Raw genomic sequence first — 23,984 nt, 5'->3', positions numbered from 1 at the left:
GTCATCGCGGATCGTGTGCGGTCTTCAGCGGCCGCGGAAAGGCCTGCGCGCAGGCGACGCCGAGCAGCGCGAGGCCGCCGCCGATGACGTGGAAGGGCCTGACCGGCTCACCCAGGATCACGATCGCAGCCGCAGCCGTCAGCACCGGCAACAGATTCATGAAGATCGCGCAGCGGTTCGGGCCAAGCTGCGCGACCCCGCGGATCCACAGGAACGGCAGCACCACCGAGGCCAGCGCACCGGCATAGACGATCAGCGGCCAGGTCTCGGCGTTGATCTGACGCAACGGCGCCGGCGTCGCGAGGAACGCGGGAAACATCACGGCCAGCGCGCACAGCGCCTGCATGTAGGTCGATTGCCACCCGGTGATCGGCAAATTCCAGCGCTTCAGGAGCACGCCGTACAGCGCGTAGACGATCGCGGCCAGCAGCATCAGCGCGTCGCCCGCATGCACACCGTTCTGCAACAGCGACGACAGTTCGCCGCCGCTGACGAGATAGACGAGGCCCGCGAACGACAGCGGCGCGCCGCAGACCATGCCGAGCGTCGGTTGCTCGCCGAGCAGCGCGGCGCTGAGCGCGACCGTCAGCAGCGGCGTCAGCGCGGTGAACACGGCCATGTTGGTCGCGGTGGTGGTCTCGGCCGCGAGATAGGACAGGCTCTGGAACAGGCACATCGCAAGGAAGCCGAGGATCGCGAGCGGCCCGAGATGCGGCCAGATCGCGCGGCGATCGCGCCAGGCGGCGCGCGCCACGAACGGAGACATCAGCAGCACCGCAACCAGCAGGCGATAGAAGGTGATCGCCTGCGGACCGATCGTGTGGGCCGACAGACGCGAGACAATGACGTTGCCGGCCCACAGCACGATGGCAACGATGGGATAGAGAAGTGCAGCATTCTTCTTGAGCATGATCCGGCGGCGCATTGGTGAAGGACACACCAGCAACTACCTGTCGCGCCCAAGTCCGTCTCACGCTAGAATGACCTCACCTAGCGAGATTGGGACATGCGGGACTAACACGTGTTGGACGAGCTGATCACACGGCACCTCGATTATCACGCTACGGCGCGGCCGATGGCGGCGATGGAGATCGACTATCCGAGCGGCACATCGACCGGCCTCCATGCGCATCCGCGCGGCCAGCTGCTCTATGCGATCGAAGGCGTGATGATCGTGCGCTGCGCAGAGGGCACCTGGGTGGTGCCGCCCAATCGCGCGGTGTGGCTGGTGGCCGATCTCGCGCACGAGGTCCGGATGTGCGGCGCGGTCAAGATCCGAACCGTGTTCGTCGATGCCGACGCGGTCCCCAATCTGCCGCGGACCAGCTGTGTGTTCACGGTCTCGCCGCTGCTGCGCGAATTGTTCGTCGCCGCGATGGGTGTGCCGCTGGATTATGCGCCCGCGACGCCCGACGAGCGTCTGATGCGGGTGCTGCTCGACCAGCTGCGCGAGATCGATGTGCTGCCGCTGCATCTGCCGATGCCGCGTGACGAAAGGCTGGCGCGGATCTGCGCGGCGCTGATAGCCCGCCCGGATGATGCCTCCACCGCAGAGCAATGGGCGCGCCGGCTGAAGCTGACGCCGAAGACGATCCATCGTCTGTTTGCCAGGGAAACCGGCATGACATTCGGCGAGTGGCGTCAGCAGGCCCGCCTGCTGTTCGCACTCGAACGCCTCGCGCGCGGCGCGCGGGTGGTCGATGTCGCGCTCGATGCCGGCTACGCCAGCCAGAGCGCCTTCACCGCGATGTTCCGCAAGCATTTTGGCGTGCCGCCGAACGCGTTCTATCGATAGAGCGCGGCGGCGAGACAGCTAGCGCTGCCCAAGTGCTGACTGCGCCACCGGCCCCAGGATCCATTCCCTGAACGCCGCGATCTTCGGAAGCCCCTGCCGGTTGTCGGGGCAGACGAGATAGTAGGCGAACTCCTCCAGATGCGCGGTCTCGAGCAGCTGGATCAGCTCGCCGCTCTCGATCTCATTTGCGACCATCGCCGCCGGCAGCAGGCCCGCGCCCTGCCCGGTCAGCACGGCTTTCAGGAGCAGAGCGCTGTCATCGAACGAAGGGCCGCGCGGCGTGCGAACCTCCGCGATGCCGTTGGCCTGAAACCACAGGCTCCACCCTTTGCGATCGGCATCGTGAACCTGTGGCCAGCCCGCGAGATCATCGGGAGATGCCGGCCGCCCGAGACGCGCAACCAGCGATGGCGAGGCAACCGCCACCATCTCGACCGTGACGACGCGGTCGCTGCGTAGTCCCGGATAGCGGCCGAGGCCGTGGCGCACCGCGACGTCGACGCCGTTGCGCGAGAAATCGACCAGCGTGTTGCTGGTGACGATCTGGAGATCGATCTCGGGATGGGCGCCCTGAAACGACGCCATGCGCGGCACCAGCCAGGCCGACGCAAAGAACGGCGTGACGCTCACCGTCAGCGTGCCGACGTCGACTGATGCAGCGACGCGGCGCGAGGCCTCCGCGATCTGGCGAAACGCATTGCGGATCGACGGCAGATAGTCGCGCCCGGCGTCGGTGAGATAGATGCCGCGCGGCACCCGCTCGAACAGCTTGACGCCGAGATGGGCTTCGAGCGTCTTGAGCATCTGGCTGACCGCGCCCGGCGTCACGCACAGCTCCTCGGCCGCGAGCTTCACCGAGAGATGGCGGGCGGCGGACTCGAACGCCTTGAGCGCGTTCAGGGGTGGAAGCCTACTCTCCATGATTTAGATTTTCTAATCTCAATCGCGTAGCAAATCTGGTTTGCCAACGCGGCCTTCCCAGCGCTCAATCAGCCTATCGTAACGCCGAGAGCCGCGTCAACTCAGAGGAATCCGGGCCAATTAGGATAGATTTTCTAATCTAATCATGGCTCGCGACGGCGGCTCTCGGTTCCCTGATGGAGCCGGAACAGGACATGACCGAGGTCCCAAACAGACACGCTTTGCACGAGATCGGTGCAGGCAGCGATACCCGCCAACGCGTCGACCGCATCAACGCGTCGCAAGCCGGCAGCCTGCCCGGCCTGCTGGACTTTCAATGGCTCGAAGCCGAACGCGGCCTCATCCGCGGCCGCTTCGAGATTGCCGCGAAGCACTTCTCGCCGCACGGGCTCTTGCACGGCGCAAGCATCGTCGCGCTGGCGGATACCGCGTGCGGCTTCGGCTGCCTCGCCTCCTTGCCGGACGACGCGATCGGCTTCGCCACCGGCGAGTTGAAGACGAACTTCGTCGGCATCGCACGCGAAGGCGGCGTCAGTTGCGAAGCGCGCCTCGTTCATGCCGGGCGCACGACCCAGGTGTGGGATGCCGAGATCGGCAGCGAAGCGACCGGCAAGGCCATCGCGCTGTTTCGCTGCATGCAGATGCTGCTCTATCCGCCGGCCAAGGCAGGCGGCGGCGCATCACAGGGAGAACGATCATGAGGAACGCCGTCATGCACGCCGGTTATCAGAGAGCAAAGCCGTTCTATGGCTGGTATGTCGTCGCAGCAGCTTTCGTCGTGACGTTCGTCGGCTTCGGCAGCGCCTACACGTTCTCGTCCTTTGTCGAGTCGTTGCAGCGGGAGTTCGGCGCCTCGCGCGGCTCGGTCTCGCTGGTGTTCTCGTTCGCGGGCTTCCTTTATTTCGGTCTCGGCATCGTCTCCGGCCCGCTTGCCGATCGCTGGGGCGCACGCAGGCTCGCCGTCTTTGGAATGGCGCTGGTCGGTCTCGGCATGGTGCTGGCGGGACAGGCGCAGACCATCCTTCAGGTCTATGCCGCCTACAGCATCGGCATCGGCGCGGGCGTCGGTTGCGCCTACGTTCCGACCTTGGGCACCGTGCAGCGCTGGTTCGTCAGGCGGCGCGGTTTTGCGTCGGGCCTCGCCGTCAGCGGGATCGGGGTCGGCACACTGGTGATGCCGCCGCTCGCGACCTGGTTGATCGCGAGCCTCGGCTGGCGCGATGCCTACGTCGTGCTGGGCGTCGTCGCCGCCGTCGCCGGGATCGGCGCATCGCTCCTGATCGCCGACGATCCGCGCCGCTACGGCACCGGACCGGATGGCGATCCGCTTGAGGCAGCCTCCAGCACGCCGCTCCGCCAGGGCGTCTCGATCCACGGCGCGGTCAAGACCGCCCGCTTCGCCGGGCTCTATGCAGCCTGCCTGATCAGCGCGTTCGGGGTGTTCGTGCCCTTCGTGCACCTGGTGCCCTTCGCCGTCGACCATCAGGTGGCGCCGCCGCTCGCCGTGCTGCTGCTCGGGATGATCGGCGTCGGCAGCACCGCCGGCCGCTTCTTCCTCGGCGGCATCGCCGACCGGGTCGGACGCGATGCGTTTCTGATTGCGATGTATCTCGGCATGGCGGTCTCGCTGGCGATCTGGGCGATCGCCGGCAGCTTCTGGTCGCTCACGGTCTTCGCGCTGCTGTTCGGCGTGTTCTATGGCGGCTGGGTCGCGATCCTGCCCGCTGTCGTCACCGACCATTTCGGCGGCCGCAATGTCGGCGGCATCATCGGCATCCTCTACACCAGCGTCGCCGTCGGCACGCTGCTGGGTCCGAGCGCTGCCGGCTTCGCGTTCGACGTCAGCCACAGCTACTTCATCCCGGTGGCGATCAGCGCAGCCGCGAACCTCGTCGCCGCCCTCATCGCTGTCGCGACAATGCGAACGGCCTCGCCGATGGCATCAGTCGCGCGACCGTGACGGTCGGTGACCCCGTGCTACGTTCGGGGATCTCCACCCATCGGTTCGAGACTTCTGTGATCACCCGGTTCGCCATGACCAATGCCTGGAGCTACCGGCGAGCCGACGGTGACGACATCGTGGAGCTGGCGTCGTGGCGCGGTGCCGGCTCGCTCGGCCTCAGACCGCACTTCCATGACGAGAGCCAGATCGTGCTGGTGCTGTCGGGGTCACGCGCCTTTCGCATCGATGGCGCGACCGTCACCGTGCCTGCGGGCCATGCCGCGCTGATCCCGGCGGGAATGCTGCATGCACCGATGCCGACACCGGGCACGGAGACGGTTTGCCTGAATGCCTATGTTCCGGTCGGCCGCGCCTGCTCTTCGCTCCGGATCATCAATGTCGGGGACCGCTGGCGGAGCATCGACGAGATATCGCCCGAGCACATCAGCGAGATCGCCAACGACATCCTGTCGCGCGAGCCGCCCGGCTCGACCGAGCAGACCCGCAGAGCCAAGCTCGGCACGGCCTTGACGGAGAGCCTAGAGCCGATCGGCGAGATTGCCGCCAGCTTCGGGCGAAGCCGCGAAGGGTTCAGCCGCATGGTAAGGCGCGAGCTCGGCGTCGCGCCGCATGCGTTCCGGCTACTCGCCCGGCTCAACCTTGCCCGGCAGTTGCTGCGCGCCGGCGAGCCGGTCGCAGCCGTTGCGGCCGATGCGGGCTTCTCCGACCAGAGCCACCTCACCCGCCTGTTCCGCCGCACCTTCGGCACCACACCGGGCATCTACTGGCGCGATTGAGGCGGCGTCACAGACGTTCCAGACCGGCCACTGCTCCGCCCGCTAGCCTGCTCACCCTGCAAAGGGGTGAAGGATGGATGCCCAGGCAAGTCTTCTGCTGCTCGCGGCCGGTGGCGCCGGAGGCGTCGTCAATGCATTGGCGGGCGGCGCGACGCTCATCACATTTCCGGCGATGCTTGCCGCAGGCCTGCCGGCGGTCATCGCCAATGCGTCGAATGCGGTGGCGATCTCGCCGGGGCATTTGATCGCAGCGCTCGCCGATCGCGGCAAGCTGCCGCCGCCGACGCGGCGTACTGTCAGCTTCGTCGCCGTCTCGACGGTTGCAGGCGCAGTCGGTGCCGGCGTCCTCTTGTTGCTTCCCGAGCGGCTGTTCGTCCTGCCGGTGCCGGCCCTGATCGCATTCGCAACGCTGCTGTTTGCCTTCGCGCCACAGATCCAGGCGTGGACCACCGGACATCAGAAGGCCGCAGCTCTGCCCTCGACCGGCGCGAGCAGTGCTGTCCTGGGATTGGCGTGTGTCTATGGAGGGTTCTTCGGTGCCGGGCTCGGCGTCATCCTGACCGCGGTGCTGTCGATCACGGAACCCAACGACATCAGGGCGATCAAGGCATTGAAGAACCTGCTCGCCACCTGCGTGTCGCTCGCCGCAACACTGATCTTCATCGTGCAGGGAGCGGTACGGTGGCCAGAGACGTTGGTGATGCTGCTCGGCGCCGCGATCGGCGGCTATGCCGGAGGCCACCTGATCCGGATCCTGCCGGCTCACATCGTTCGGCAGTTCGTCATCGCCGCCGGAGCGCTGATGACCGTGATCTACGCCGTGCGATACTGGTTCTAGATGGAGCGAGGGAGCCGAGGCTCCCAGCTCGATAGCACTACCGGTTCGCGGGAAGAAAACGCGCCAAAACGAAAGCTTAGTGCGTCGTCATCCAGGCGCGGGCTTCGCGCTGGGCGGCAGCGATCTCGACGTCGGACATCTGCTCGGCGACTTCGCGGCGGTGCGCGATTGCGTCGGTACGTCCCTTGAGCGCCGCCAGGTTGAACCATTTGTGCGCCGCGACGAGGTTGACCACGCCGGAGCGGCCGCTCGCCCAATACATGCCACGCTCGAACAGCACGTCCTGGATTGCAGTCGCAGCAACCGGGATAGCGCTTTCCTGATCGATGACCCCCTGAAACATTGTCGTCATTCCCCTTTTTGTTGTTGGCCGCCCTCCCCCGAGCGCGGCCCCCGTCCACTTAAAACGCCTTGTTATCCCCGCGCCGATCCTGGGATCGTGCGCCGCGCTGATCCCTGGATCATGCGCTCGCCGTTTGCCGGCTTGTTGGGATGATCATGGCCCATCAAATTTGAAGAGCGGTTTAAGTATCGCGATGAACGGGATGTAAATCGGGCCCGCCCTGCGCATTCCCCGGAATCGCAGAAGTACCTGTGCCGCAGGCATTTCCGTGCATTCGTGAATGCCGGTTTACCCTGGTGCTTTGGACATCGATAACCATCGCGGACAATGGCCGCGGGCGCCGCCCGGTCCCGGCCGCCGACGCATCTGATCAATCGATGCGTTGACGGCGGGCTGCCACGCCTGGCGGACGGTCCGCGAAGCCGCGGTACGGTCGCGCGCGCAAAGGAACGCGAGCCCGTCAGGCCCGACGTCGATCCGGAAAATGGGATGTGAAAAGTGGCTGCCGGGCGCGGACTGCGCGGGCCGCCGGAACGAGGGGGTCGGCGAACACGTCAGGACCAGATTTCAGCTCGGCATTCTCGCCGGTGAAATTGCGGAACCGAGCCGGCCCCGCACCGAACGAAGAAATCTCTGTTTCTTCTGCCGGACCGCTTTTGGGAAGGTTGCCCTCTCCGAAATTCGATCCAGCCGTTTGACCTGATGTCTCGCCGACACCCTCTTTCGTCAGCCAGAGCCTTGGGGTGGATGTGCCTCTCAGCAGTCCGTCCGCTGGCTCTCGCGACGTGCCGGCATCAAGCCGCCGGCAATCCTCTCAAGGCGAGAGGCTTACTTCTTCTTGGCGACCTTGCGGGTCTTCTTCGCAGTCTTCTTCACTGCGCTCTTCGCCTTCTTCGCCTTCTTCGCCTTCTTTGCCTTCTTAGCCATGTTGCCCTCCAGTATGTGAGATGGCTCTCGCTGCGTGCACTCGGGAATCGATATGCACTACTTCCCGAATACACCAACAGACCGAAAAAAACAGTGTCCCGCTTAAGGAAGTGTTGACGCAGCGGTGGCAGTGCGCACAGCGCGCGCCACCGATCAAATCGGCATTGCATTGACGCGACGATGCAAGAAATGCAGCAACGGCCGACATCGGCATTTGTCAACGTTGCAGGAAACGCCCGTATTGCAGGCACTTCTTGAATTCGCATTCGAGCGATCGAAGCGCGATCGTCATTGCGTTGAGTCGCAAGCTGTGACGAAAAGCGGCGCGTCGCGAACGCCGAGTCGTAATTTTTGGCAATGAAAAAATTTTCGTGGGTAAGACCGCTTTTGCCTCGTTTGAGGTCACTTGGACCGGATTCGCGAACGAATCGCAGCTTCGGCGATTCGGCGCCCAAGGCGTCAGTGCGACCGTCGAGGGAGGGTGTGAGGCAGGATCACGCCGCGTTCACGCGCACGCGACGATGCCGATGGTGACGGCGCGAGAGCATGACCCGACTGGATCATGCGCCAAGGACAACATCATTGTCCTGTTCGTTCAGATGCCGAGCTTGGACTTCAAGAGCTCGTTGACCGCCTTCGGGTTCGCCTTGCCGCCCGACGACTTCATCACCTGACCGACGAACCACTGAAGAGCTGCGGGCTTCGCCTTCGCCTGCTCGACCTTGTCAGGATTGGCCGCGATGATGTCGTCGACCACCTTCTCGATCGCGCCGAGATCGGTGACCTGCTTCATGCCGCGCGCCTCGACGAGCGCGCGCGGATCGCCGCCCTCCTGCCAGACGATCTCAAACAAGTCCTTGGCGATCTTGCCGGAAATCGCTCCCTCGCCGATCAGATCGACGATCGCGGCGAGTTGCTCCGCCGACACCGGCGAGGCTGCGATCGCGACGCCTTGCTTGTTGAGACGGCCGAACAGCTCGTTGATCACCCAGTTGGCGGCAAGCTTGCCGTCGCGCGCCTTGTCGGCGAGACGAGCGAGGACCGTCTCGTAGAACTCCGCGCTCTCGCGCTCGGCGACCAGCACGCTCGCATCATAGGACGACAGGCCGAAGCCCGTAATAAAACGGGACTTCTTCTCGTCCGGCAGTTCCGGCAGCTGCGCCTTGAGGTCGTCGACGAAGGCTTGGCTGAACTCGAGCGGCAGCAGATCGGGATCGGGGAAGTAACGGTAGTCGTGCGCCTCTTCCTTGGAGCGCATCGAGCGCGTCTCGCCCTTGTTCGGGTCGAACAGCCGGGTTTCCTGGTCGATCGAGCCGCCGTCCTCGATGATCTCGATCTGGCGCCTCGCCTCGTACTCGATCGCCTGGCCGATGAAGTTGATCGAGTTCATGTTCTTGATTTCGCAGCGGGTGCCGAACGCGGTCTCGCCGTAGCGGCGCACCGAGACGTTGACGTCGGCGCGCAGGCTGCCCTTCTCCATGTCGCCGTCGCAGGTGCCGAGGTAGCGCAGGATCGAGCGCAGCTTGGTGACGTAGGCCTTGGCCTGCTCGGCATCGCGGATGTCGGGCTTGGAGACGATCTCCATCAGCGCGACGCCGCAGCGGTTGAGGTCGACATAGGACATCGTCGGCGACTGATCGTGCAGCAACTTGCCGGCGTCCTGCTCCAGATGCAGCCGCTCGATCCCGATGGTGACGCTGCGGCCGCCATCGAGTTCGAGCACCACCTCGCCCTCGCCGACGATCGGCGACTTGTACTGGCTGATCTGGTAGCCCTGCGGCGAGTCCGGATAGAAATAGTTCTTGCGGTCGAACACCGAGCGCAGGTTGACCTGCGCATTCAGCCCGAGACCGGTGCGCACCGCCTGGCGGATGCACTCCTCGTTGATCACGGGCAGCATGCCCGGCATCGCGGCATCGACCAGCGAGACATGGGAATTGGGTTCGCCGCCGAACTCGGTCGACGCGCCGGAGAACAGCTTCGCGTTCGAGGTGACCTGGGCATGGACCTCCATGCCGATCACGACCTCCCAATCGCCGGTGGCGCTCTTGATTAGCTTGTGAGGGGCAGCAGATGCGGTCATGGATCACGGTTTCCGGACAAGTATTATCTGGGATGGATTGGGCTTCGCGCAACCGACAGCGCCAGTCAAGCCGCCTTGCAGTCCCCTTGCAGCCCCTCGCGGCCCGCACCGGCGCATCTGGCGCAGATCAGAGGCCGCGCCGGAACTGCTGATAGGCCTTGCTTGAGCGCAGCGCGTCCGCGCCGCCCGTGATCAGCTGGTCGACCTGCTGGGCCGGCAGCGAAAGCCGCGTCGGGATGGCGTTGAGGATGCCGGCGCGCTCCGGTCCGAGCCGGTCGAAGCCGAGCCGCTCGACATAGATCGCGACGTCGCCGCATTTCCAGCCGGAGCCGACGCCGAGCCTGGTGCGATCCGCTGCCGACAGGCCGCAGCGCCAGTGCTTCAGCTTGCCGGACCAATCGTTGGCGAGCGACGTGAAGGCGGCGTAGCTGGAGCGCACGCTGGCATCGATCGCGGTGTCGGCAGCCGCGGACACCAGCTCGACGCCGCTCGGCCCTTCGAGCGTCTGCACGAAATCGCCGGAGATGCCGCGGCCGGCATCGACCACCAGGAACAGGATGCGCTTGAGCTTTGCCGCCTGCCGTTCGCTCAGCGGCTCGTAGGGGCGCTGCGCGGCGAGCAAGCCGATGCTCAACCCCGACAGGCCGTAATTGTCGACGAGGCCGCCATCGAGCAGCTTGACGTAGCGCATCGAGCCGTCGCGGTAGCGCGCCTGGGCCTCGGCATAGGAGCGCAGCAGCGGCTGCGCGTTCGGATCGTTGCGCACCCGGTCGAGCCAGGACGGCAGCGGCGCGGCGCAGCCGCCGGGATAGGTCTGCAGCACGATCGGGGCGAATGCCAGCGGCACCGCGGCGGATGCCGCCACCGCTTCGGCGACACGATAGGAGCGGATGTCGCTGCACAGCGCATCGAACGACGTCTTGCCGAACACGAACGGCGTGCGGTTGTAGATGTCTGACGCGTTGATCCACACCCGCGGGCGGTGGTCGTCCGGCAATGCCTCGAACCGCGCGCCGTCAAACAGGTTTTGATCGAGCCAGTCGGTGAACTGGCTGTCGTTGACACCACCGCCCAGCGCGCGCCCGATATTCCCGAGCGAGATCCTGGTCTTCAGTCCCTCCTCGGCGTTGCGCAGCAGGAAGCGTTCGCGGAAATCGTCGAGCGCCGCGCGCCGCTTCAATCCGAAATAGGCCGCGGTGACCGATCCGCCGGAGACGCCGGAGACGAAGTCGACGCGGTCGAGCAGCGTCTTGGCGCCGGCGGTGCTGGAGCGTACCCGGTCGAGCTCTTCGAGCACGCCGAACGAAAACGCCGCGGCGCGCGTGCCGCCGCCGGAGAACGACAGCGCAAGCAGCAGATCGTCTTCATAGCTTGGAATATCGCTGACACCGTTGGTGTCGGCAGCCGCGGCGCCGAGCGGCACATTGCCCGGGAGATTGTAGACGGTCGCGCAGCCGGCAAGGCCCACCGCCACCGCAGCCACCAGCAATGCTGACAGCCATCCCCCTATGCCCGACCCACGCACGATTACTCTCTTTGCCGCTGGCCCCCGCCCGGTTCCACCAGCCTATCACGGCCAATCTGGGCGGCGGCATGGCGGCCGAAACAGGGTTAATGCTCGCGGTGCCAAGACACCGGCACTTGGCACCGGTGCTCTCATACTCAGGAAGCCAAAAGCGCGGAAACCATCCGTTCCCACTCGGCTTCGACTGTATCGTTCGCGACCGGCTGGCCGGCCCGCCGATACCAGTAGCCGGCATTGCCGAGATCGCCCTCGACACGATGCAGATGGGCATGCACCCAGGCCGAATTGGCGTCGCTCTCGTCCTGCACGATCTTGTGCGCCTGATCCCAGTCGCCCTTCCTCGCCCACCACAATGCGGCGAGCGGCGGCGACAGCGCCGCATCAGGCGCAGCGTCAGCGAGACTGGCGCGGAAATCCGCCATCGCTCACCACCATTTCGGCGCCGCGAACCGGCCGGCCGCCTGCTCGATCACCTCGCCGAGCGAGAACAGCGTCTCCTCGTCGAACGGACGGCCGATCAGTTGCAGGCCGAGCGGCAGGCCTTGCGTATCCTTGCCCGCGGGCACGGCGATGCCCGGCAGGCCGGCCATGTTCACGGTCACCGTGAAGATGTCGTTGAGATACATCTCGACCGGATCGGCACCGCCCTTCTCGCCGATGCCGAACGCCGCCGATGGCGTCGCCGGCGTCAGGATCGCATGCACGCCCTTGGCGAAGCAGTCCTCGAAATCCTTCTTGATCAGCGTCCGCACCTTCTGCGCGCGCAGATAATAGGCATCGTAGTAACCGGCCGACAGCACATAGGTGCCGATCAGCACGCGGCGGCGCACCTCGTCGCCGAAACCATCGGCGCGGGAGTTCTCGTACATCTCGATGATGTTCTTGGCCGGCTCGCGCAGTCCATAGCGTACGCCGTCGTAGCGCGCGAGGTTCGACGAGGCCTCCGCCGGCGCCACGATGTAATAGGCCGGCAGCGCGTATTTGGTGTGCGGCAGCGACACCTCGACGAGTTCGGCGCCGGCCGCCTTCAGCCACTGCGCGCCCTCGCTCCAGAGTTTTTCGATCTCGGCCGGCATGCCGTCGAGGTGATACTCCCTGGGGATGCCGATCTTCATGCCCTTCACGGACTTGCCGATCGCGGCCTCGTAGTCCGGCACCGCGATGTCGACCGACGTGGTGTCCTTGGGATCGTGACCGGCCATCGACCGCATCAGGATCGCGGCGTCGCGCGTCGTGCGCGCGATCGGGCCGGCCTGGTCGAGCGAGGATGCGAATGCCACGATGCCCCAGCGCGAGCAGCGGCCGTAGGTCGGCTTGATGCCGACGGTCGCGGTGAACGCCGCGGGCTGGCGGATCGAGCCGCCGGTGTCGGTCGCGGTCGCGCCCATGCAGAGCAGCGCCGCCACCGCCGAAGCCGAGCCGCCGGACGAGCCGCCCGGCACCAGCGTGGTGTTGGACCCTTCGCGGCGCCACGGATTGGTCACCGGGCCGAAGCACGAGGTCTCGTTCGACGAGCCCATCGCGAACTCGTCATTGTTGAGCTTGCCGAGCAGCACCGCACCGTCGCGCCACAGCTGCGAGGTCACCGTCGACTCGTAGGGCGGAATGAAATTGCCGAGGATCTTCGAGCACGCCGTGGTTCGGATATCGCGCGTCGCGAACAGATCCTTGATGCCGAGCGGGATGCCGGCCAGCGGGCCGCCCTCGCCTTTGGCAATTTTCTCATCGGCCGCCTTGGCCATGTCGCGGGCGCGGTCCGGCGTCTCGAGCACGTAGGCATTGAGCACGCGCGCAGCTTCGATGGCGGCGAGATGCGCGTCAGTCAGTTCGCGGGCGGTGAAAGACTTGCTCGCCAGGCCCTCGCGGGCCTCGGCGATCGTCAGCGATGTCAAATCGGTCATTTATTGATCGGGCTGCAGAAGAACGGAGACAGGGTCTTGTCGTTGGCGGGGTCGTCCTGCCGGGGGCTCATATTTCTCTGGGCATTTTCCTTGGCGCGCGCGGCATCGAGCGCCTCGAGATGGTCGAGCACCGCGTCCATCGCCGCATTGGGATCGGCGACCTTCCCCTTGCGCTCCATCGCATCGAGGAAGTCCATATAGGCCTTGTAGGCCTTTTCATCGTCGCAGAGCAGACACATCGGGACCGTCCCAAAACAGAGAACTACTCGACCACCTTCGGCACCAGGAAGAAGTGGTTGGTCGTATCGGGCGCATTGCGGACGATGTCGTCGGCGATCTCGCCGTCATTGACCACGTCGGCGCGCTTCTTCATCTCCATCGGCGTCACCGAGGTCATCGGCTCGACGCCGCCGATATTCACCTCCGACAGCTGCTCAACAAAGGCCAGCATCGCGTTCAGCTCGCCCTGGAGATGGGGAACTTCGGCGTCGCTGACCGCAATCCGCGCCAGATGCGCGATGCGGCGGACGGTCGTGGCGTCTACGGACATTATATAGGGCCTCGGATCCCAAAGGTCAGGCTGAAAGGTCAGCCCGCCGTATAGCAGAGGCCGGTTTTGCGCCGCAACCGCGCGAATCCCTCAGCCCCCTGGGCTTCGGCACCCTGCCGGGCACCCGGGCGAGACATTCCGGAGCGCATTCGGGCCGCAAAAGCCTGCGACGAAACCAATTTGCGGCTGCCACGAAGTGGTGCCGAAACATTCAGGGCGCCTACTCCCTCCAAATCAAAAAGTTCGGAGTGCGTCATGCAAACGCTGGAAAACCGCCCCCGGCCGGAGGGCTGGGATCCCGCCCTGTGGTCGATCGGCACGGTGCTGGGGATTGCGATCCTCTACGTGGCCTGTCTGGTCTGAGCGAGGCGAGCGATGGCAAAATCCCAGGCAAAAGCTCTGCAGGAAAAAGCCGAGATGTTCGAGCGCCGCGCCGAGAGCGCCGCGGATCCGATCTCCCGGCAACATTACAAGGAAATGGCCGCGCATTATCGCAGGCTCGCGACCGAGCACCTGGAGATCAACCAGAGCGAGCCCGCGCGTCAGTCCTGAGACCGAGCGAACCGGCCTGCGGGTTAGGCCGGCTTCGGCAGCAATGGCCGAAAAAACGACCGTTCATAGCGGACAAAGCAGCGCGTCTCCTTCGCGAAGGCGATGGTCTTCTGAACGTCTGGATCCAGCGCTGAGTCCTTGCGGTACTGCTCGTAGGCCGCAAGACTCGGAAAGCTGAAAATCGCCAACGCGACGTCGCTGGCGCCCTCGGACGGCAGGAAATAGCCGTGATGAATGCCGCCAAACCGCGGCACCAGCTCCAGCCACATCGCGCCATAAGCCTCGAATTCGGCGAGCTTGTCCGCACGGATTTCGTATCGCAGATAACAGGTGATCATGCCGTGGTGCTCCTGCGCCAATTGAACTGCCGTCTGTCGATACCCGGATATCCGAGGCGGCAGTCAGGGGCATACACCGAAATTGCGCAGACGAAGGTGAAATCAGCCCGCCAGCTTGCCCATCCGTGCCAGCGCGGCGCCCGCCAGCGCGCGGGTCAGTTCGGCGGCCGGCATCTCCTTGCCCATCCGCACCGCCTGCCCGGCCCAGAGGTTGGTGAAATCGACCTTGCCTTGTTTTTCGGCAGCCGCCTTCAGCGGCCCGAGGGCGGTCGCCGCATGCGGGAACGCCGGCGCGTCTGGTGAGATCGGGCCGACCTCGCGCATCACGCGGTTGGCAACGCCGCGCGCCGGGCGGCCGGTCATCACATTGGTGATGACGGTCGATTCATCGCTGGCCTGCGCCAGCGCGACACGGCCCTGCGCGGACACCTTGGATTCCGGACAGCGCAGGAACGCGGTGCCGATTTGCACACCGGATGCGCCGAGCGCAAAGGCCGCCGCGATCCCGCGTCCATCGGCGATGCCGCCAGCCGCGACGACCGGCACCTTCACCGCATCCACCACCTGCGGCAGCAGCGAGAAGGTGCCGGGCTGCTCGGCGATATCATCGGTCAGGAACATGGCGCGATGGCCGCCGGCGTCGGCGCCTTGCGCGATGACGACGTCGGCACCGTTCTCCTCGAGCCAGATCGCCTCCTTCACTGTGGTCGCCGACGACATCACGATGGCGCCCGCTGCCTTCACCCGCTGCAACAGTTTTGGCTCCGGCAGGCCGAAGTGGAAGCTGACGACCTCGGGCTTCAGCTCCTCGACCACCGCGCAGAAGGCCGCATCGAACGGCGCGCGGTTCGCCGCGTTGATCGGCGCATCCGGATCGAGGCCATGTTCGCGATAGTAGGGCCCCAGCCGCTGCCGCCATTGCGCCTCGCGTGCCGGATCGGCGTCGACCGCCTTGTGGCAGAAGAAGTTGAGGTTGACCGGCGCAGACACGCGTTGGCGGATGATGTTGACCTGCTCACGCGCCTTCTCGGCCGAGAGCATCGCACACGGCAGCGAGCCGAGCCCGCCGCCCTGCGCCACCGCGATCACGAGCTCCGCATCCATCACGCCGGCCATCGGCGCCAGCACGATCGGGAATTCGGTCTTGAAACGATCGATCAATCGACGGTCCGGCCACATGGTGTGTCTCGCGCTTGTTCAGGACAAAGAGGAAAGAGAGTTGCGCCGGCCCTGCAGCGTCTGCTCGGCCTCGGCGACGATGCGGCCGACGATCTCGGCCGCGGGAACGATATCATGGATCAGCCCGACGGACTCGCCGGCGAACACCGCGGCAACATCGAAATTGGCTGCTTCCCTCGCGGCGGCGTATTCCACCGCGATCTCGTCGGCGCGCTGCATCAGCTCGATCTCGCGGCCGCTCCAGCGGCGCAAATGATCGTTGGCAAGCGAACGCGCGGTGAACGGTGCCGGCCACATCAATTTGCGCGACCAGTCCATCACCACGCCACGCACCGTCTCGCCGCTCTTCGCGGCGCAGATCAGCTGCTTCGCCCGCTCGGGCGCATCGGCCTCGACGCTGGCATAGAAGCGCGTTCCCATCAGCACGCCGGATGCACCGAGCATCATCATCGCCGCGAGGCCACGGCCGTCCGCGATGCCACCGGCCGCGACGACGGGCACGCGCCCCGCCGCGAAATCGATGATCGCAGGCACCATATCGAGCGTGGTTCGCGAGGCACCGTGACCGCCCGCCTCCGTGCCCTGCGCGATCAGGATGTCGGCACCGCAATCGAGCGCTTGTTGCGCCATGTCCTCGCTCTGCACCTGGCAGATCAGCAGCGCGCCTGCGGCCTTGATCCTGGGCGCAAACGGCGCGGGATCGCCGAATGACAGCATCACGGCGCGTGGCTTTGCATCCAGCGCGATGTCGATCAGCTCGGGTTGCCTGGCAAGGCTCCACGTAATGAAGCCGATCCCGAACGGTTTTGCGAAATCCTTCAGCTTTGCGGCCTCGGCCTCGAGCCAGGCCCTATCCCCATAGCCGCCGCCCAAAATCCCGAAGCCGCCCGCCTCGCTCACCGCCCTGACCAGCCGGCTTCCCGTGATCATGGCCATCGGCGCCGCCAGGATCGGATGCTGGATGCCCAGACGCGCCGTCAATTCGGTGCTGATCGGCATGCGCTCGCTCCCTGTCTTAACTTGCTGTTCTGGACTCACAGCCTAAGCGGGCCTAGCATTCTCGGAAAATGAATACTAGAGAACGCTACCATCTCTAAAATGAAACGGTGATCCCAGATGGAATTGACCGACCTGCTCACCTTTTCCACGGTCGCCCGGCTCGGCGGCATCACCCGGGCCGCCGACGAGCTGAACACCGTGCAGTCCAACGTCACCCAGCGCATCAAGGCGCTGGAAGCCGAGATCGGCACGGCACTGTTCGAGCGTCACAGCCGCGGCATGTCGCTGACCGGCGCCGGCCGCCGCCTGTTGCCCTATGCGCAGCGCATGGCGGCGTTGTCGCGCGAAGCCGTGCTCGCCGCGCGCGACGATGGCGAGCCGAAGGGGCCGCTGTCGATCGGCTCGATGGAGACGACCGCCGCGGTGCGGCTGCCGACGCTGCTTGCCGAGTTTCATCGCCGCTATCCGGCGGTGCGCCTGACCTTGCGCACCGCACCGACCGCTGACCTCGTGGCTGCCGTGCTCGACGGTTCGCTCGATGGCGCCTTTGTCGCCGGTCCGATCGAGCACGCCGAACTGTCAGCGACCTCAGCCTTCACCGAGGAACTGGTGCTCGTCACCGCGCCGCGCTGGAAATCGCTCGCCGCCTTGCGCGCCGGCACGCCGGAGTCGGGACCGACTGCGCTGGTGTTCCGCACCGGCTGCACCTACCGGCAACGCCTCGAACAGGTGTTCACCGAGTTCGGCTGGCCGTCGGCCGCCCGCTTCGAGCTCGGCACGCTCGACGGCATGGTCGGCTGCGTCGCCGCCGACATGGGCGTGACGCTCCTGCCGCGTGCGGTGGTCGAGCGCGACCACGTCCAGCGCGACATCAGGATCCACAAGCTCAATCCGCAGCATGCGCATGTCGAGACGCTGTTCATCCAGCGCCGCACCACGCACCAGTACAGTGCGCTGCGGGGACTTGCCGCGTGCCTTGGCGGCGACGATCGGGTCATCGCCGCGTGATGCGACTTCAATCTTACCTCTCCCATCGGGAGAGGTCGGCGCATCGCGCCGGGTGAGGGGTTACGGTCCCTCGATGGAGCTCAGTCCCCTCACCCGAATTGCTTCGCAATTCGACCTCTCCCCAATGGGGTCCCCAATGGGGAGAGGTGAAGCAAGTGCTTTGCCTTCGCGCGCGGGTGCGTGCTAAGCGCAGGCCATGCCCGCCCCCATCCTTCCCCTGATCGAAGCCGTGCCGCACTGGCCTGACCGCGGCGCGCTTGTCGGCCTCGACCTCGGCACCAAGACCATCGGCGTTGCCGTCTCCGATCCGGACCGGCGGCTCGCGACCGGCGTCGAGACCATCCACCGCAAGCAGTTCAAGGCCGACGCGGCGCGGCTGCTCGCGATCGCAGCCGAACGAAACGCGGTCGGCTTCGTGCTGGGCCTGCCGATCAACATGGACGGCAGCGAAGGCCCGCGCGCGCAATCGACCCGGGCATTCGCCCGTAATCTCTCGAACCTCACCGCGCTTGCGATCGGGCTGTGGGACGAGCGGCTCTCGACCGCCGCGGTCGAGCGCGAGCTGATCGGGATGGACGTCAGCCGCGCCCGCCGCGCCGAGGTGATCGACGAGCACGCCGCGATCTTCATCCTGCAGGGCGCACTCGACCGGCTGGCGAAGCTGCGCGGGGACCGCTGACGATGGCCGTGGTGATCGCGGCGCTGTTGCCGGTGTTTTTGCTGATCGTGCTCGGCTTCATCCTGAGACGCACGCTGATGCGGCTCGACACCCAATGGCACGGGCTGGAGCAGCTCACTTACTACGTGCTGTTCCCGGTGCTTTTGGTGCAGACGCTGGTCAAGGCCGATCTGACCAAGGTGCCGGTCGCCGGCGTCGGCGGTGCGCTGCTGCTCGCCGCGCTGGTGATGTGCCTGCTGTGTCTTGCGCTGCGCGGTCCGCTCGCCCGCGCCGGGGTCGACGGCCCCGCCTTCTCCTCGATCTTCCAGGGCGCCACCCGCTGGCAGACCTATGTCGCGCTGTCGGTGTCGGGCAATCTTTATGGCAAGGTCGGACTTGCGCTGGCCTCGGTCGCGATGGTCGCGATCATCCCGCTGGTCAACGTCTTCAGCGTTGCCGTGCTGGCGAAATATGCCTCGTCCGGGAAGCGGTCCGCAGGCGCCATCGTGATGACGGTCGTGAAGAACCCGCTGATCTGGGCCTGCGTCATCGGGCTCGTCATCAACGTCGCGCATGTCCCGCTGCCGAAGATCTGGCACGACGTCGCCGACGCGCTCGGCGGCTCGTCGCTGGCGATCGGCCTGCTCGTGACCGGCGCCGGGCTGCATCTGGAAGGCATCTTCCGCCCCAGCCTCGCCGCCAGCATCGCGCTGGTCCTGAAGCTCATTGCGATGCCCGTCCTGACCGTCGCGCTCGCGGTGTGGTTCGGCGTCACCGGCGCCAATCTCGTCATCGTCGCGGCCTGCGCCGCGGTGCCGACCTCGCCGTCGGCCTATGTGCTGGCGCGCCAGATGGGCGGCGACGCCCCCCTGCTCGCCCAGATCATCACGCTGCAGACGATTCTGGCCGCGATCACGATGCCGATCGTGATTGCCGCGGTGGGGCCCTAGCCTGCGCTTGCGCGGGTTCGGCTCGCTACGCTGATCGTCGCTATTTCCCGCTTGAACCGGTGAACGCCGTATCGAGCACGTCGCCGATCGGCTGCCAGCTGCGGCCATCAAACTGAAGCAACCGCAATTGCTCGACCGGTCGGAACTGCGTGGTGTTGATCTTGATGCCCGGGAGCAAGGCGGACGCCTGATAATCCCTCAGCGCCGCGGCCTGCTTCATGACGTTTTCGCGCGACAGATCGTTGCCGCATTGCTTCAGCACCTGCACCATCGTTTCGGCAGCGGCATAGCCGTAGACTGCGGCAGCGTCGTCCTTGCCGCCGGCCTTGGTATACTTGTCGAGGAAGCTGTGCCAGGCGCCCTGCCCTTCCCTCCAGGCCGGATCGCTCGCGTCCTTCAGGAAGGCGGCGGTGATGACGCCGGTCGCATTCTCCGTGCCGGCCGGCTTGAGCACCGTCTCGATCGATGACGCCATCTGATTCACGACAAACACCGGCCGCCAGCCGTGTTCGGCTGCCGCCCGGATCACCTTGGTGGCATTCTCCGGCACTCCGGCAAACACAAAGACCTCGGCGCCCGATTGCTTCAGGATCGAGATGTGACCGTCCAGATGCTGATCGTCGACATCATAGGCGATATCGACCCTGATGTTGTGGGCAACGTCGCCCAGCCCCTGCACCAATCCCTTGAACAATTCCCGCCCGAACTGGTCATTCTCCCAAAGTGCCACGATCTTCTTTCCGGGATAGAACGCCTGGATGTAATTGGCGTAGATCCGTCCCTCCTCGCGATATGAGGGCTGCCAGCCCATGGTCCACGGATAGACCGACGGTTCGCTGAGATCCTGATCGCCGGAGGCGACAAAGAGCTGGGGGATCTTCAGTTCGTTGAGATATTTCCGCACCGCCAGATTCCCCGGCGTGCCGAACGAACCGAACATCAAGAGCACATTGTCGGTCTCGACCAGAATGCGCGTGAGGTCCATGGCGTTGGATGCATCCGACAGGTCGTCGTAGGACATGAAGCGGATCTTGCGGCCATTGATTCCGCCGCGTTCGTTGATCATCTCGAAATAGGCAGCTTCCGCCTTGCCGATCTGGCCGAAGATTTCCAGCGCGCCGCTGTACGGCATCAGATTGCCGATCCGGATTTCGGTGTCGGTCACGCCCTGGTCGCGCACCTGCTGCGAGATGGCGCCGAGAGACGCCAGCGCGACGACGCCGGCCAGGAGCGTTCGGATCAAAATAGCCATGGGAAGAGCTCGCACGACGACAGCCGCCGCTGCCTGGTTTCGGTCCAGCCCCGCGCTCGTTCATTGATCTAGATCATAGCACTCGAGGGCGGCGCTGGCATCCCCTTCGTCGACCTTCCGATGGACGGCGACGCACCGCTGCTCGCCGAGATCATTGTGCTGCAAACGGACCTGGCCGCGTCACAAAACCGGTCGTGATTGCTGCGGTTGGGCTTTAAGGGCATGTCCTCAAATTACCGGCGTTGCCCTTGAGGAGCGCCGTCGAAGCCGACGTGGATGCATGTCGGCTTCGACGCAAAGACCGCTGGCGCTTCGACAAAAATAACAAGGGCGTCATTCACGCAAGGATTCCGAGCTCCCGATTTAGTTTCTGTCAGAAATGTCAGTTTTCCTGACAGGTTGCTCGGATATGATTGAGGTGCAGCACGCAATCAGCATAAGGACGCTTTCATGTCATATCCCGCTGATCATCGTCATCTGACCAAAGAGAAGATCGTGCGGAGCGCTCGAAGGCTTTTCAATAGTCGCGGCTTCGACGCGGTGTCGATTGACGACGTGATGGGTGGTGCCGGGCTCACGCGCGGAAGCTTTTATAGCTATTTCAAGAGCAAGGGCGATCTGTACGCGGAAGCGGTCATCGATATCCTGAACGAAAAGCAACTGCTGGGCAGCGATGGAGTCAGCGTCAATCCGCGTGCTGTCGATAACGCCGCGCAGTTTATCCGTGACTATCTTTCGCTCGAGCATTTTGAGGACATTGAGGGGGCCTGCCCCCTCATTGCGTTTCCGACCGATTTCCTGCGCAAGGAAGAACGCGTCCGACAAGCGTTCGAAACGGTGCTCAAGGTGATGATCGACGTTTTCGAACAAGCACTGGGGCGCGATGGCCAGATGGCCCGATATCGGGCTCACGCTATCGCCACGCTGTGCGTCGGCGGAATGGTGTTGGCGCGCTCGATCGAGGACCGCGCGCTCGCGAATGAACTACGCGACGCAGCGACCGGCATCGCACTCTCCTTGGGGCAATGGCCGCGGTTCACGTCGGCTGAGGTCCGAGGCAATGCCTGACCGGTTCTACACCGGCCGTCAAAGCGCTATGAGATTGATCCGCGCGCGAGAGATCGGGTGGGCAAAGCTGATTTAGCGCGATTGCAGTGAATCCAACCCGATATCTTCTCGATCAGCAAGCAGGCTTCGAGACGAAACAGAGCTCCTCAAACTATCACGCGATGTTGCTCAACATATCCCGTATGTTCTTGAACATACCTCTCTTCGGCTTATCCCATGCAGGCGCGATTCACACAGCCTTCTTGGCTTCGCAGCCGCTGCAGAAGAGTCGAGGACAGATGAAATGATCACCGAAAAATCGGCACTCACTGAAAACGCATCCATGAGCCGACGATCAGTCGTGCTTCTCGGCACCCTGTTTCCAGCGCTTTGCTTTAGTGCAGCCGCCATGGCTGAAGAACTCAATCTGCCTCGCGAGCGGATCGCGCCGGTGGCCCCACCCTTCGTGCATCCCCACGAACAGGCGACCAGTCAGGGCCCGAAAATCGTGGAGTTCTCACTCACGGTCGAGGAGAAGCCGCTGGCTCTCGATGACCAGGGGACTACGATACATGCAATGACTTTCAACGGCTCCGTCCCGGGACCAATGATGGTCGTTCACGAAGGTGACTATGCCGAAGTCACGCTGATCAATCCCGGCACGAACTCCTTCGCGCACAACGTCGACTTCCACGCGGCAACCGGCGCGCTCGGCGGCGGCGCGCTGACACTCGTCAATCCGGGCGAGCAGGCGGTGCTGCGCTTCAAGGCCACGCGCACCGGCGTTTTCATCTACCACTGCGCGCCCGGCGGCGACATGATCCCGTGGCACGTCGTGTCAGGCATGAGCGGCGTGGTCATGGTACTGCCGCGCAAGGGCCTTACCGATCGCAACGGCAATCCGCTGCACTACGACCGCGTCTACTATGTTGGCGAGAACGACTTCTACGTCCCTCGTGACGAAAAGGGCAAGTTCAAGTCGTACGCGTCGGCCGCCGAAGGATACGCGGACACCATGGAGGTGATGCGTAAACTTGTTCCTACCCACGTCGTGTTCAACGGCAGGGTCGGAGCACTCACCGGCAAGAACGCGCTGACGGCCAAGGTTGGCGAGACGGTGCTGATCGTGCATTCCGAGGCCAACCGGGATTCCCGTCCACACATGATCGGCGGTCATGGCGACTATGTTTGGGAAACCGGCAAATTCTCCAATCCTCCGGAAACCGACCTGGAGACCTGGTTTATCCGGGGCGGATCGGCCGGTGCGGCGCTCTATACCTTCCGACAGCCCGGGATTTACGCCTACCTTACCCATAATCTGATCGAGGCCGTCGAACTCGGCGCCACCGCCCAATTCAAAGTCGAGGGTCAATGGAACGATGATCTAATGACGCAGGTGGAACCGCCGGAAGCGATCGGCACGCAGGTGCGCGCCGTGCCGAGGACGACGGCGCAATATGACCACTGACGAAGCGGTGTGCCGCCGGCAAGTGCCCGGCGATGCCTTCGACACCCGCTGTGTCGCACGGCTGAATTTCAAGCCACGGTACTTCGCGGCGGTTGCAATCGTGTTGGTCTCCGCGTTTGCGCCGCCACTCGCCAGCCAGCTGGGCGCCGTGATCGAAGCGCCGAACGTGGTAGCGTTGCAACCCCGTCCATTCTCTTACCGACTTGCCGGCGAATTCACGCGCGACGGCAGGCCGCTGAGCGGGCCCTTGCGCATCGTCCAGTTGGACCGAACACTCACGATCATGATCCATCAAGTGACGGTGGCCGACTACGAACATTGCGTGCGTGATCGCGGTTGCCCGCGCATTGCGCACGACTCGTTCGACCAGCCGATCGTCAAGGTCAATTGGCAGGACGCCACCGCCTATGCGGCCTGGCTATCGCGACAACTCGGTACGACCTATCGTCTACCCACCGACGAGGAGTGGGCCTTCGCCGCCGGCAGCCGATTTAGCGTCGACGAATATCCCGATGGTGCGGTCGATCCCGGCCGGCGCATGCTGCAACTATACGAGTTCGAGATCGATCGTGGCGCCCCATTTGACGCTGCACCGCGGGCGATTGGCAGCTTCGGGGCCAACGAGAATGGCATATTCGATTTCGCCGGAAATGTTTGGGAGTGGACCGACACCTGTTACGTTCACCACGCATCTCGTGCGACTGGCGCGGAGACTGCGATTGCCAATTGCGGCGTCCGCGTCGTGGAGGGGCGGCACCGGACGTACATGACCGACTTCATACGTGACCCGCGGACCGGCGGCTGCGTTGTCGGCAAGCCTCCACTCAATCTCGGCTTCCGGCTCGTTCGCGCCTGAACCGTTAGACACATGTCGAGCCTTGAGCCAGGCTTGTCAAAGCCGATCTCACGTG

Annotated in this window: 25 protein-coding genes; 12 read left to right on the top strand and 13 right to left on the bottom strand. The window is 64.7% G+C overall.

Annotated features, from left to right (window positions below; all coding sequences use genetic code 11):
• Position 1: 1 nt before the first annotated feature.
• Positions 2 to 910, bottom strand: coding sequence for a DMT family transporter (locus tag ACE10Z_RS21620; RefSeq protein ID WP_375789689.1), 909 nt, complete (start codon positions 908 to 910; stop codon positions 2 to 4).
• A gap of 111 nt (positions 911 to 1,021) precedes the next feature.
• On the opposite strand from ACE10Z_RS21620, the gene ACE10Z_RS21615 reads away from it, so the two are divergent.
• Positions 1,022 to 1,795, top strand: a complete 774-nt coding sequence (locus tag ACE10Z_RS21615; RefSeq protein ID WP_375789688.1) for a helix-turn-helix domain-containing protein — start codon at positions 1,022 to 1,024, stop codon at positions 1,793 to 1,795.
• Between the two features lie 18 nt (positions 1,796 to 1,813).
• On the opposite strand, the gene gcvA is transcribed toward ACE10Z_RS21615, so the two are convergent.
• On the bottom strand, positions 1,814 to 2,716 hold the full coding sequence (gene gcvA, locus ACE10Z_RS21610; RefSeq protein WP_375789687.1) for a transcriptional regulator GcvA: 903 nt from the start codon (positions 2,714 to 2,716) through the stop codon (positions 1,814 to 1,816).
• A gap of 194 nt (positions 2,717 to 2,910) precedes the next feature.
• On the opposite strand from gcvA, the gene ACE10Z_RS21605 reads away from it, so the two are divergent.
• The 4 genes from ACE10Z_RS21605 (at position 2,911) to ACE10Z_RS21590 (ending at position 6,293) form a co-directional block, all read left to right on the top strand.
• A complete protein-coding gene (locus ACE10Z_RS21605) occupies positions 2,911 to 3,417 on the top strand; it encodes a PaaI family thioesterase (protein WP_375789686.1) in 507 nt (168 codons plus the stop codon).
• A complete protein-coding gene (locus tag ACE10Z_RS21600) occupies positions 3,414 to 4,676 on the top strand; it encodes an MFS transporter (RefSeq protein ID WP_375789685.1) in 1,263 nt (420 codons plus the stop codon). The genes ACE10Z_RS21605 and ACE10Z_RS21600 overlap by 4 nt, the downstream gene beginning before the upstream one ends.
• A 56-nt stretch (positions 4,677 to 4,732) precedes the next feature.
• Positions 4,733 to 5,455, top strand: coding sequence for a helix-turn-helix domain-containing protein (locus ACE10Z_RS21595; RefSeq protein ID WP_375789684.1), 723 nt, complete (start codon positions 4,733 to 4,735; stop codon positions 5,453 to 5,455).
• 73 nt (positions 5,456 to 5,528) lie between these two features.
• On the top strand, positions 5,529 to 6,293 hold the full coding sequence (locus ACE10Z_RS21590) for a sulfite exporter TauE/SafE family protein (RefSeq protein ID WP_375789683.1): 765 nt from the start codon (positions 5,529 to 5,531) through the stop codon (positions 6,291 to 6,293).
• Positions 6,294 to 6,369: 76 nt separating this feature from the next.
• Here ACE10Z_RS21590 and ACE10Z_RS21585 read toward each other — a convergent pair whose 3' ends face one another.
• The 7 genes from ACE10Z_RS21585 to gatC form a co-directional block, all read right to left on the bottom strand.
• Positions 6,370 to 6,636 (bottom strand): hypothetical protein, encoded by a 267-nt coding sequence (locus ACE10Z_RS21585; protein WP_097673415.1) that lies wholly within the window; start codon positions 6,634 to 6,636, stop codon positions 6,370 to 6,372.
• Positions 6,637 to 8,158: 1,522 nt separating this feature from the next.
• On the bottom strand, positions 8,159 to 9,646 hold the full coding sequence (gene gatB, locus ACE10Z_RS21580; RefSeq protein ID WP_375789682.1) for an Asp-tRNA(Asn)/Glu-tRNA(Gln) amidotransferase subunit GatB: 1,488 nt from the start codon (positions 9,644 to 9,646) through the stop codon (positions 8,159 to 8,161).
• A 127-nt stretch (positions 9,647 to 9,773) separates the two neighbouring features.
• Positions 9,774 to 11,135: a patatin-like phospholipase family protein gene (locus tag ACE10Z_RS21575; protein ID WP_375789889.1), complete on the bottom strand. Its 1,362-nt coding sequence runs from the start codon at positions 11,133 to 11,135 to the stop codon at positions 9,774 to 9,776.
• Between the two features lie 173 nt (positions 11,136 to 11,308).
• Entirely contained in the window at positions 11,309 to 11,593 is a 285-nt protein-coding gene (locus ACE10Z_RS21570; RefSeq protein ID WP_375789681.1) for a hypothetical protein, read from the bottom strand.
• A gap of 3 nt (positions 11,594 to 11,596) precedes the next feature.
• Positions 11,597 to 13,072 (bottom strand): Asp-tRNA(Asn)/Glu-tRNA(Gln) amidotransferase subunit GatA, encoded by a 1,476-nt coding sequence (gene gatA / locus ACE10Z_RS21565; protein WP_375789680.1) that lies wholly within the window; start codon positions 13,070 to 13,072, stop codon positions 11,597 to 11,599.
• The gene (locus ACE10Z_RS21560) at positions 13,069 to 13,311 is read right to left on the bottom strand and encodes a hypothetical protein (protein WP_173642511.1); all 243 of its coding nucleotides are present in this window, start codon (positions 13,309 to 13,311) and stop codon (positions 13,069 to 13,071) included. Before ACE10Z_RS21560 ends, gatA begins: the two co-directional genes overlap by 4 nt.
• 23 nt (positions 13,312 to 13,334) lie before the next feature.
• On the bottom strand, positions 13,335 to 13,622 hold the full coding sequence (gatC, locus tag ACE10Z_RS21555; protein ID WP_375789679.1) for an Asp-tRNA(Asn)/Glu-tRNA(Gln) amidotransferase subunit GatC: 288 nt from the start codon (positions 13,620 to 13,622) through the stop codon (positions 13,335 to 13,337).
• A gap of 417 nt (positions 13,623 to 14,039) precedes the next feature.
• On the opposite strand from gatC, the gene ACE10Z_RS21550 reads away from it, so the two are divergent.
• The gene (locus ACE10Z_RS21550; protein ID WP_375789678.1) at positions 14,040 to 14,174 is read left to right on the top strand and encodes a hypothetical protein; all 135 of its coding nucleotides are present in this window, start codon (positions 14,040 to 14,042) and stop codon (positions 14,172 to 14,174) included.
• 23 nt (positions 14,175 to 14,197) lie between these two features.
• On the opposite strand, the gene ACE10Z_RS21545 is transcribed toward ACE10Z_RS21550, so the two are convergent.
• The 3 genes from ACE10Z_RS21545 to ACE10Z_RS21535 all read right to left on the bottom strand — a co-directional run bounded on the left by ACE10Z_RS21545 (position 14,198) and on the right by ACE10Z_RS21535 (position 16,690).
• Positions 14,198 to 14,512 (bottom strand): NIPSNAP family protein, encoded by a 315-nt coding sequence (locus tag ACE10Z_RS21545; RefSeq protein ID WP_375789677.1) that lies wholly within the window; start codon positions 14,510 to 14,512, stop codon positions 14,198 to 14,200.
• 102 nt (positions 14,513 to 14,614) lie between these two features.
• A complete protein-coding gene (locus ACE10Z_RS21540) occupies positions 14,615 to 15,691 on the bottom strand; it encodes an NAD(P)H-dependent flavin oxidoreductase (protein WP_375789676.1) in 1,077 nt (358 codons plus the stop codon).
• Between the two features lie 18 nt (positions 15,692 to 15,709).
• A complete protein-coding gene (locus ACE10Z_RS21535; RefSeq protein ID WP_375789675.1) occupies positions 15,710 to 16,690 on the bottom strand; it encodes an NAD(P)H-dependent flavin oxidoreductase in 981 nt (326 codons plus the stop codon).
• Positions 16,691 to 16,807: 117 nt separating this feature from the next.
• Here ACE10Z_RS21535 and ACE10Z_RS21530 point away from each other — a divergent pair, with 117 nt between their 5' ends.
• The 3 genes from ACE10Z_RS21530 (at position 16,808) to ACE10Z_RS21520 (ending at position 19,306) form a co-directional block, all read left to right on the top strand.
• Positions 16,808 to 17,698 (top strand): LysR substrate-binding domain-containing protein, encoded by an 891-nt coding sequence (locus ACE10Z_RS21530; RefSeq protein WP_375789674.1) that lies wholly within the window; start codon positions 16,808 to 16,810, stop codon positions 17,696 to 17,698.
• 196 nt (positions 17,699 to 17,894) lie between these two features.
• Positions 17,895 to 18,377: a Holliday junction resolvase RuvX gene (gene ruvX / locus ACE10Z_RS21525; RefSeq protein ID WP_375789673.1), complete on the top strand. Its 483-nt coding sequence runs from the start codon at positions 17,895 to 17,897 to the stop codon at positions 18,375 to 18,377.
• A gap of 2 nt (positions 18,378 to 18,379) precedes the next feature.
• The gene (locus tag ACE10Z_RS21520) at positions 18,380 to 19,306 is read left to right on the top strand and encodes an AEC family transporter (protein WP_375789672.1); all 927 of its coding nucleotides are present in this window, start codon (positions 18,380 to 18,382) and stop codon (positions 19,304 to 19,306) included.
• Positions 19,307 to 19,346: 40 nt separating this feature from the next.
• On the opposite strand, the gene ACE10Z_RS21515 is transcribed toward ACE10Z_RS21520, so the two are convergent.
• Positions 19,347 to 20,558 (bottom strand): ABC transporter substrate-binding protein, encoded by a 1,212-nt coding sequence (locus tag ACE10Z_RS21515; RefSeq protein WP_375789671.1) that lies wholly within the window; start codon positions 20,556 to 20,558, stop codon positions 19,347 to 19,349.
• Between the two features lie 450 nt (positions 20,559 to 21,008).
• Here ACE10Z_RS21515 and ACE10Z_RS21510 point away from each other — a divergent pair, with 450 nt between their 5' ends.
• The 3 genes from ACE10Z_RS21510 (at position 21,009) to ACE10Z_RS21500 (ending at position 23,929) form a co-directional block, all read left to right on the top strand.
• The gene (locus tag ACE10Z_RS21510) at positions 21,009 to 21,626 is read left to right on the top strand and encodes a TetR/AcrR family transcriptional regulator (RefSeq protein WP_375789670.1); all 618 of its coding nucleotides are present in this window, start codon (positions 21,009 to 21,011) and stop codon (positions 21,624 to 21,626) included.
• Between the two features lie 322 nt (positions 21,627 to 21,948).
• Complete coding sequence (gene nirK / locus ACE10Z_RS21505) at positions 21,949 to 23,073, top strand: copper-containing nitrite reductase (protein ID WP_375789888.1); 1,125 nt, start codon at positions 21,949 to 21,951, stop codon at positions 23,071 to 23,073.
• Positions 23,074 to 23,095: 22 nt separating this feature from the next.
• Positions 23,096 to 23,929: an SUMF1/EgtB/PvdO family nonheme iron enzyme gene (locus ACE10Z_RS21500; RefSeq protein ID WP_375789669.1), complete on the top strand. Its 834-nt coding sequence runs from the start codon at positions 23,096 to 23,098 to the stop codon at positions 23,927 to 23,929.
• Positions 23,930 to 23,984: the final 55 nt, after the last annotated feature.

Source organism: Bradyrhizobium sp. Pha-3, from assembly GCF_042258615.1.
Lineage (GTDB): Bacteria > Pseudomonadota > Alphaproteobacteria > Rhizobiales > Xanthobacteraceae > Bradyrhizobium.
The sequence above is the reverse complement of the archived record's forward strand: the minus strand, read 5'-3'. Positions and strand labels throughout refer to the sequence as shown.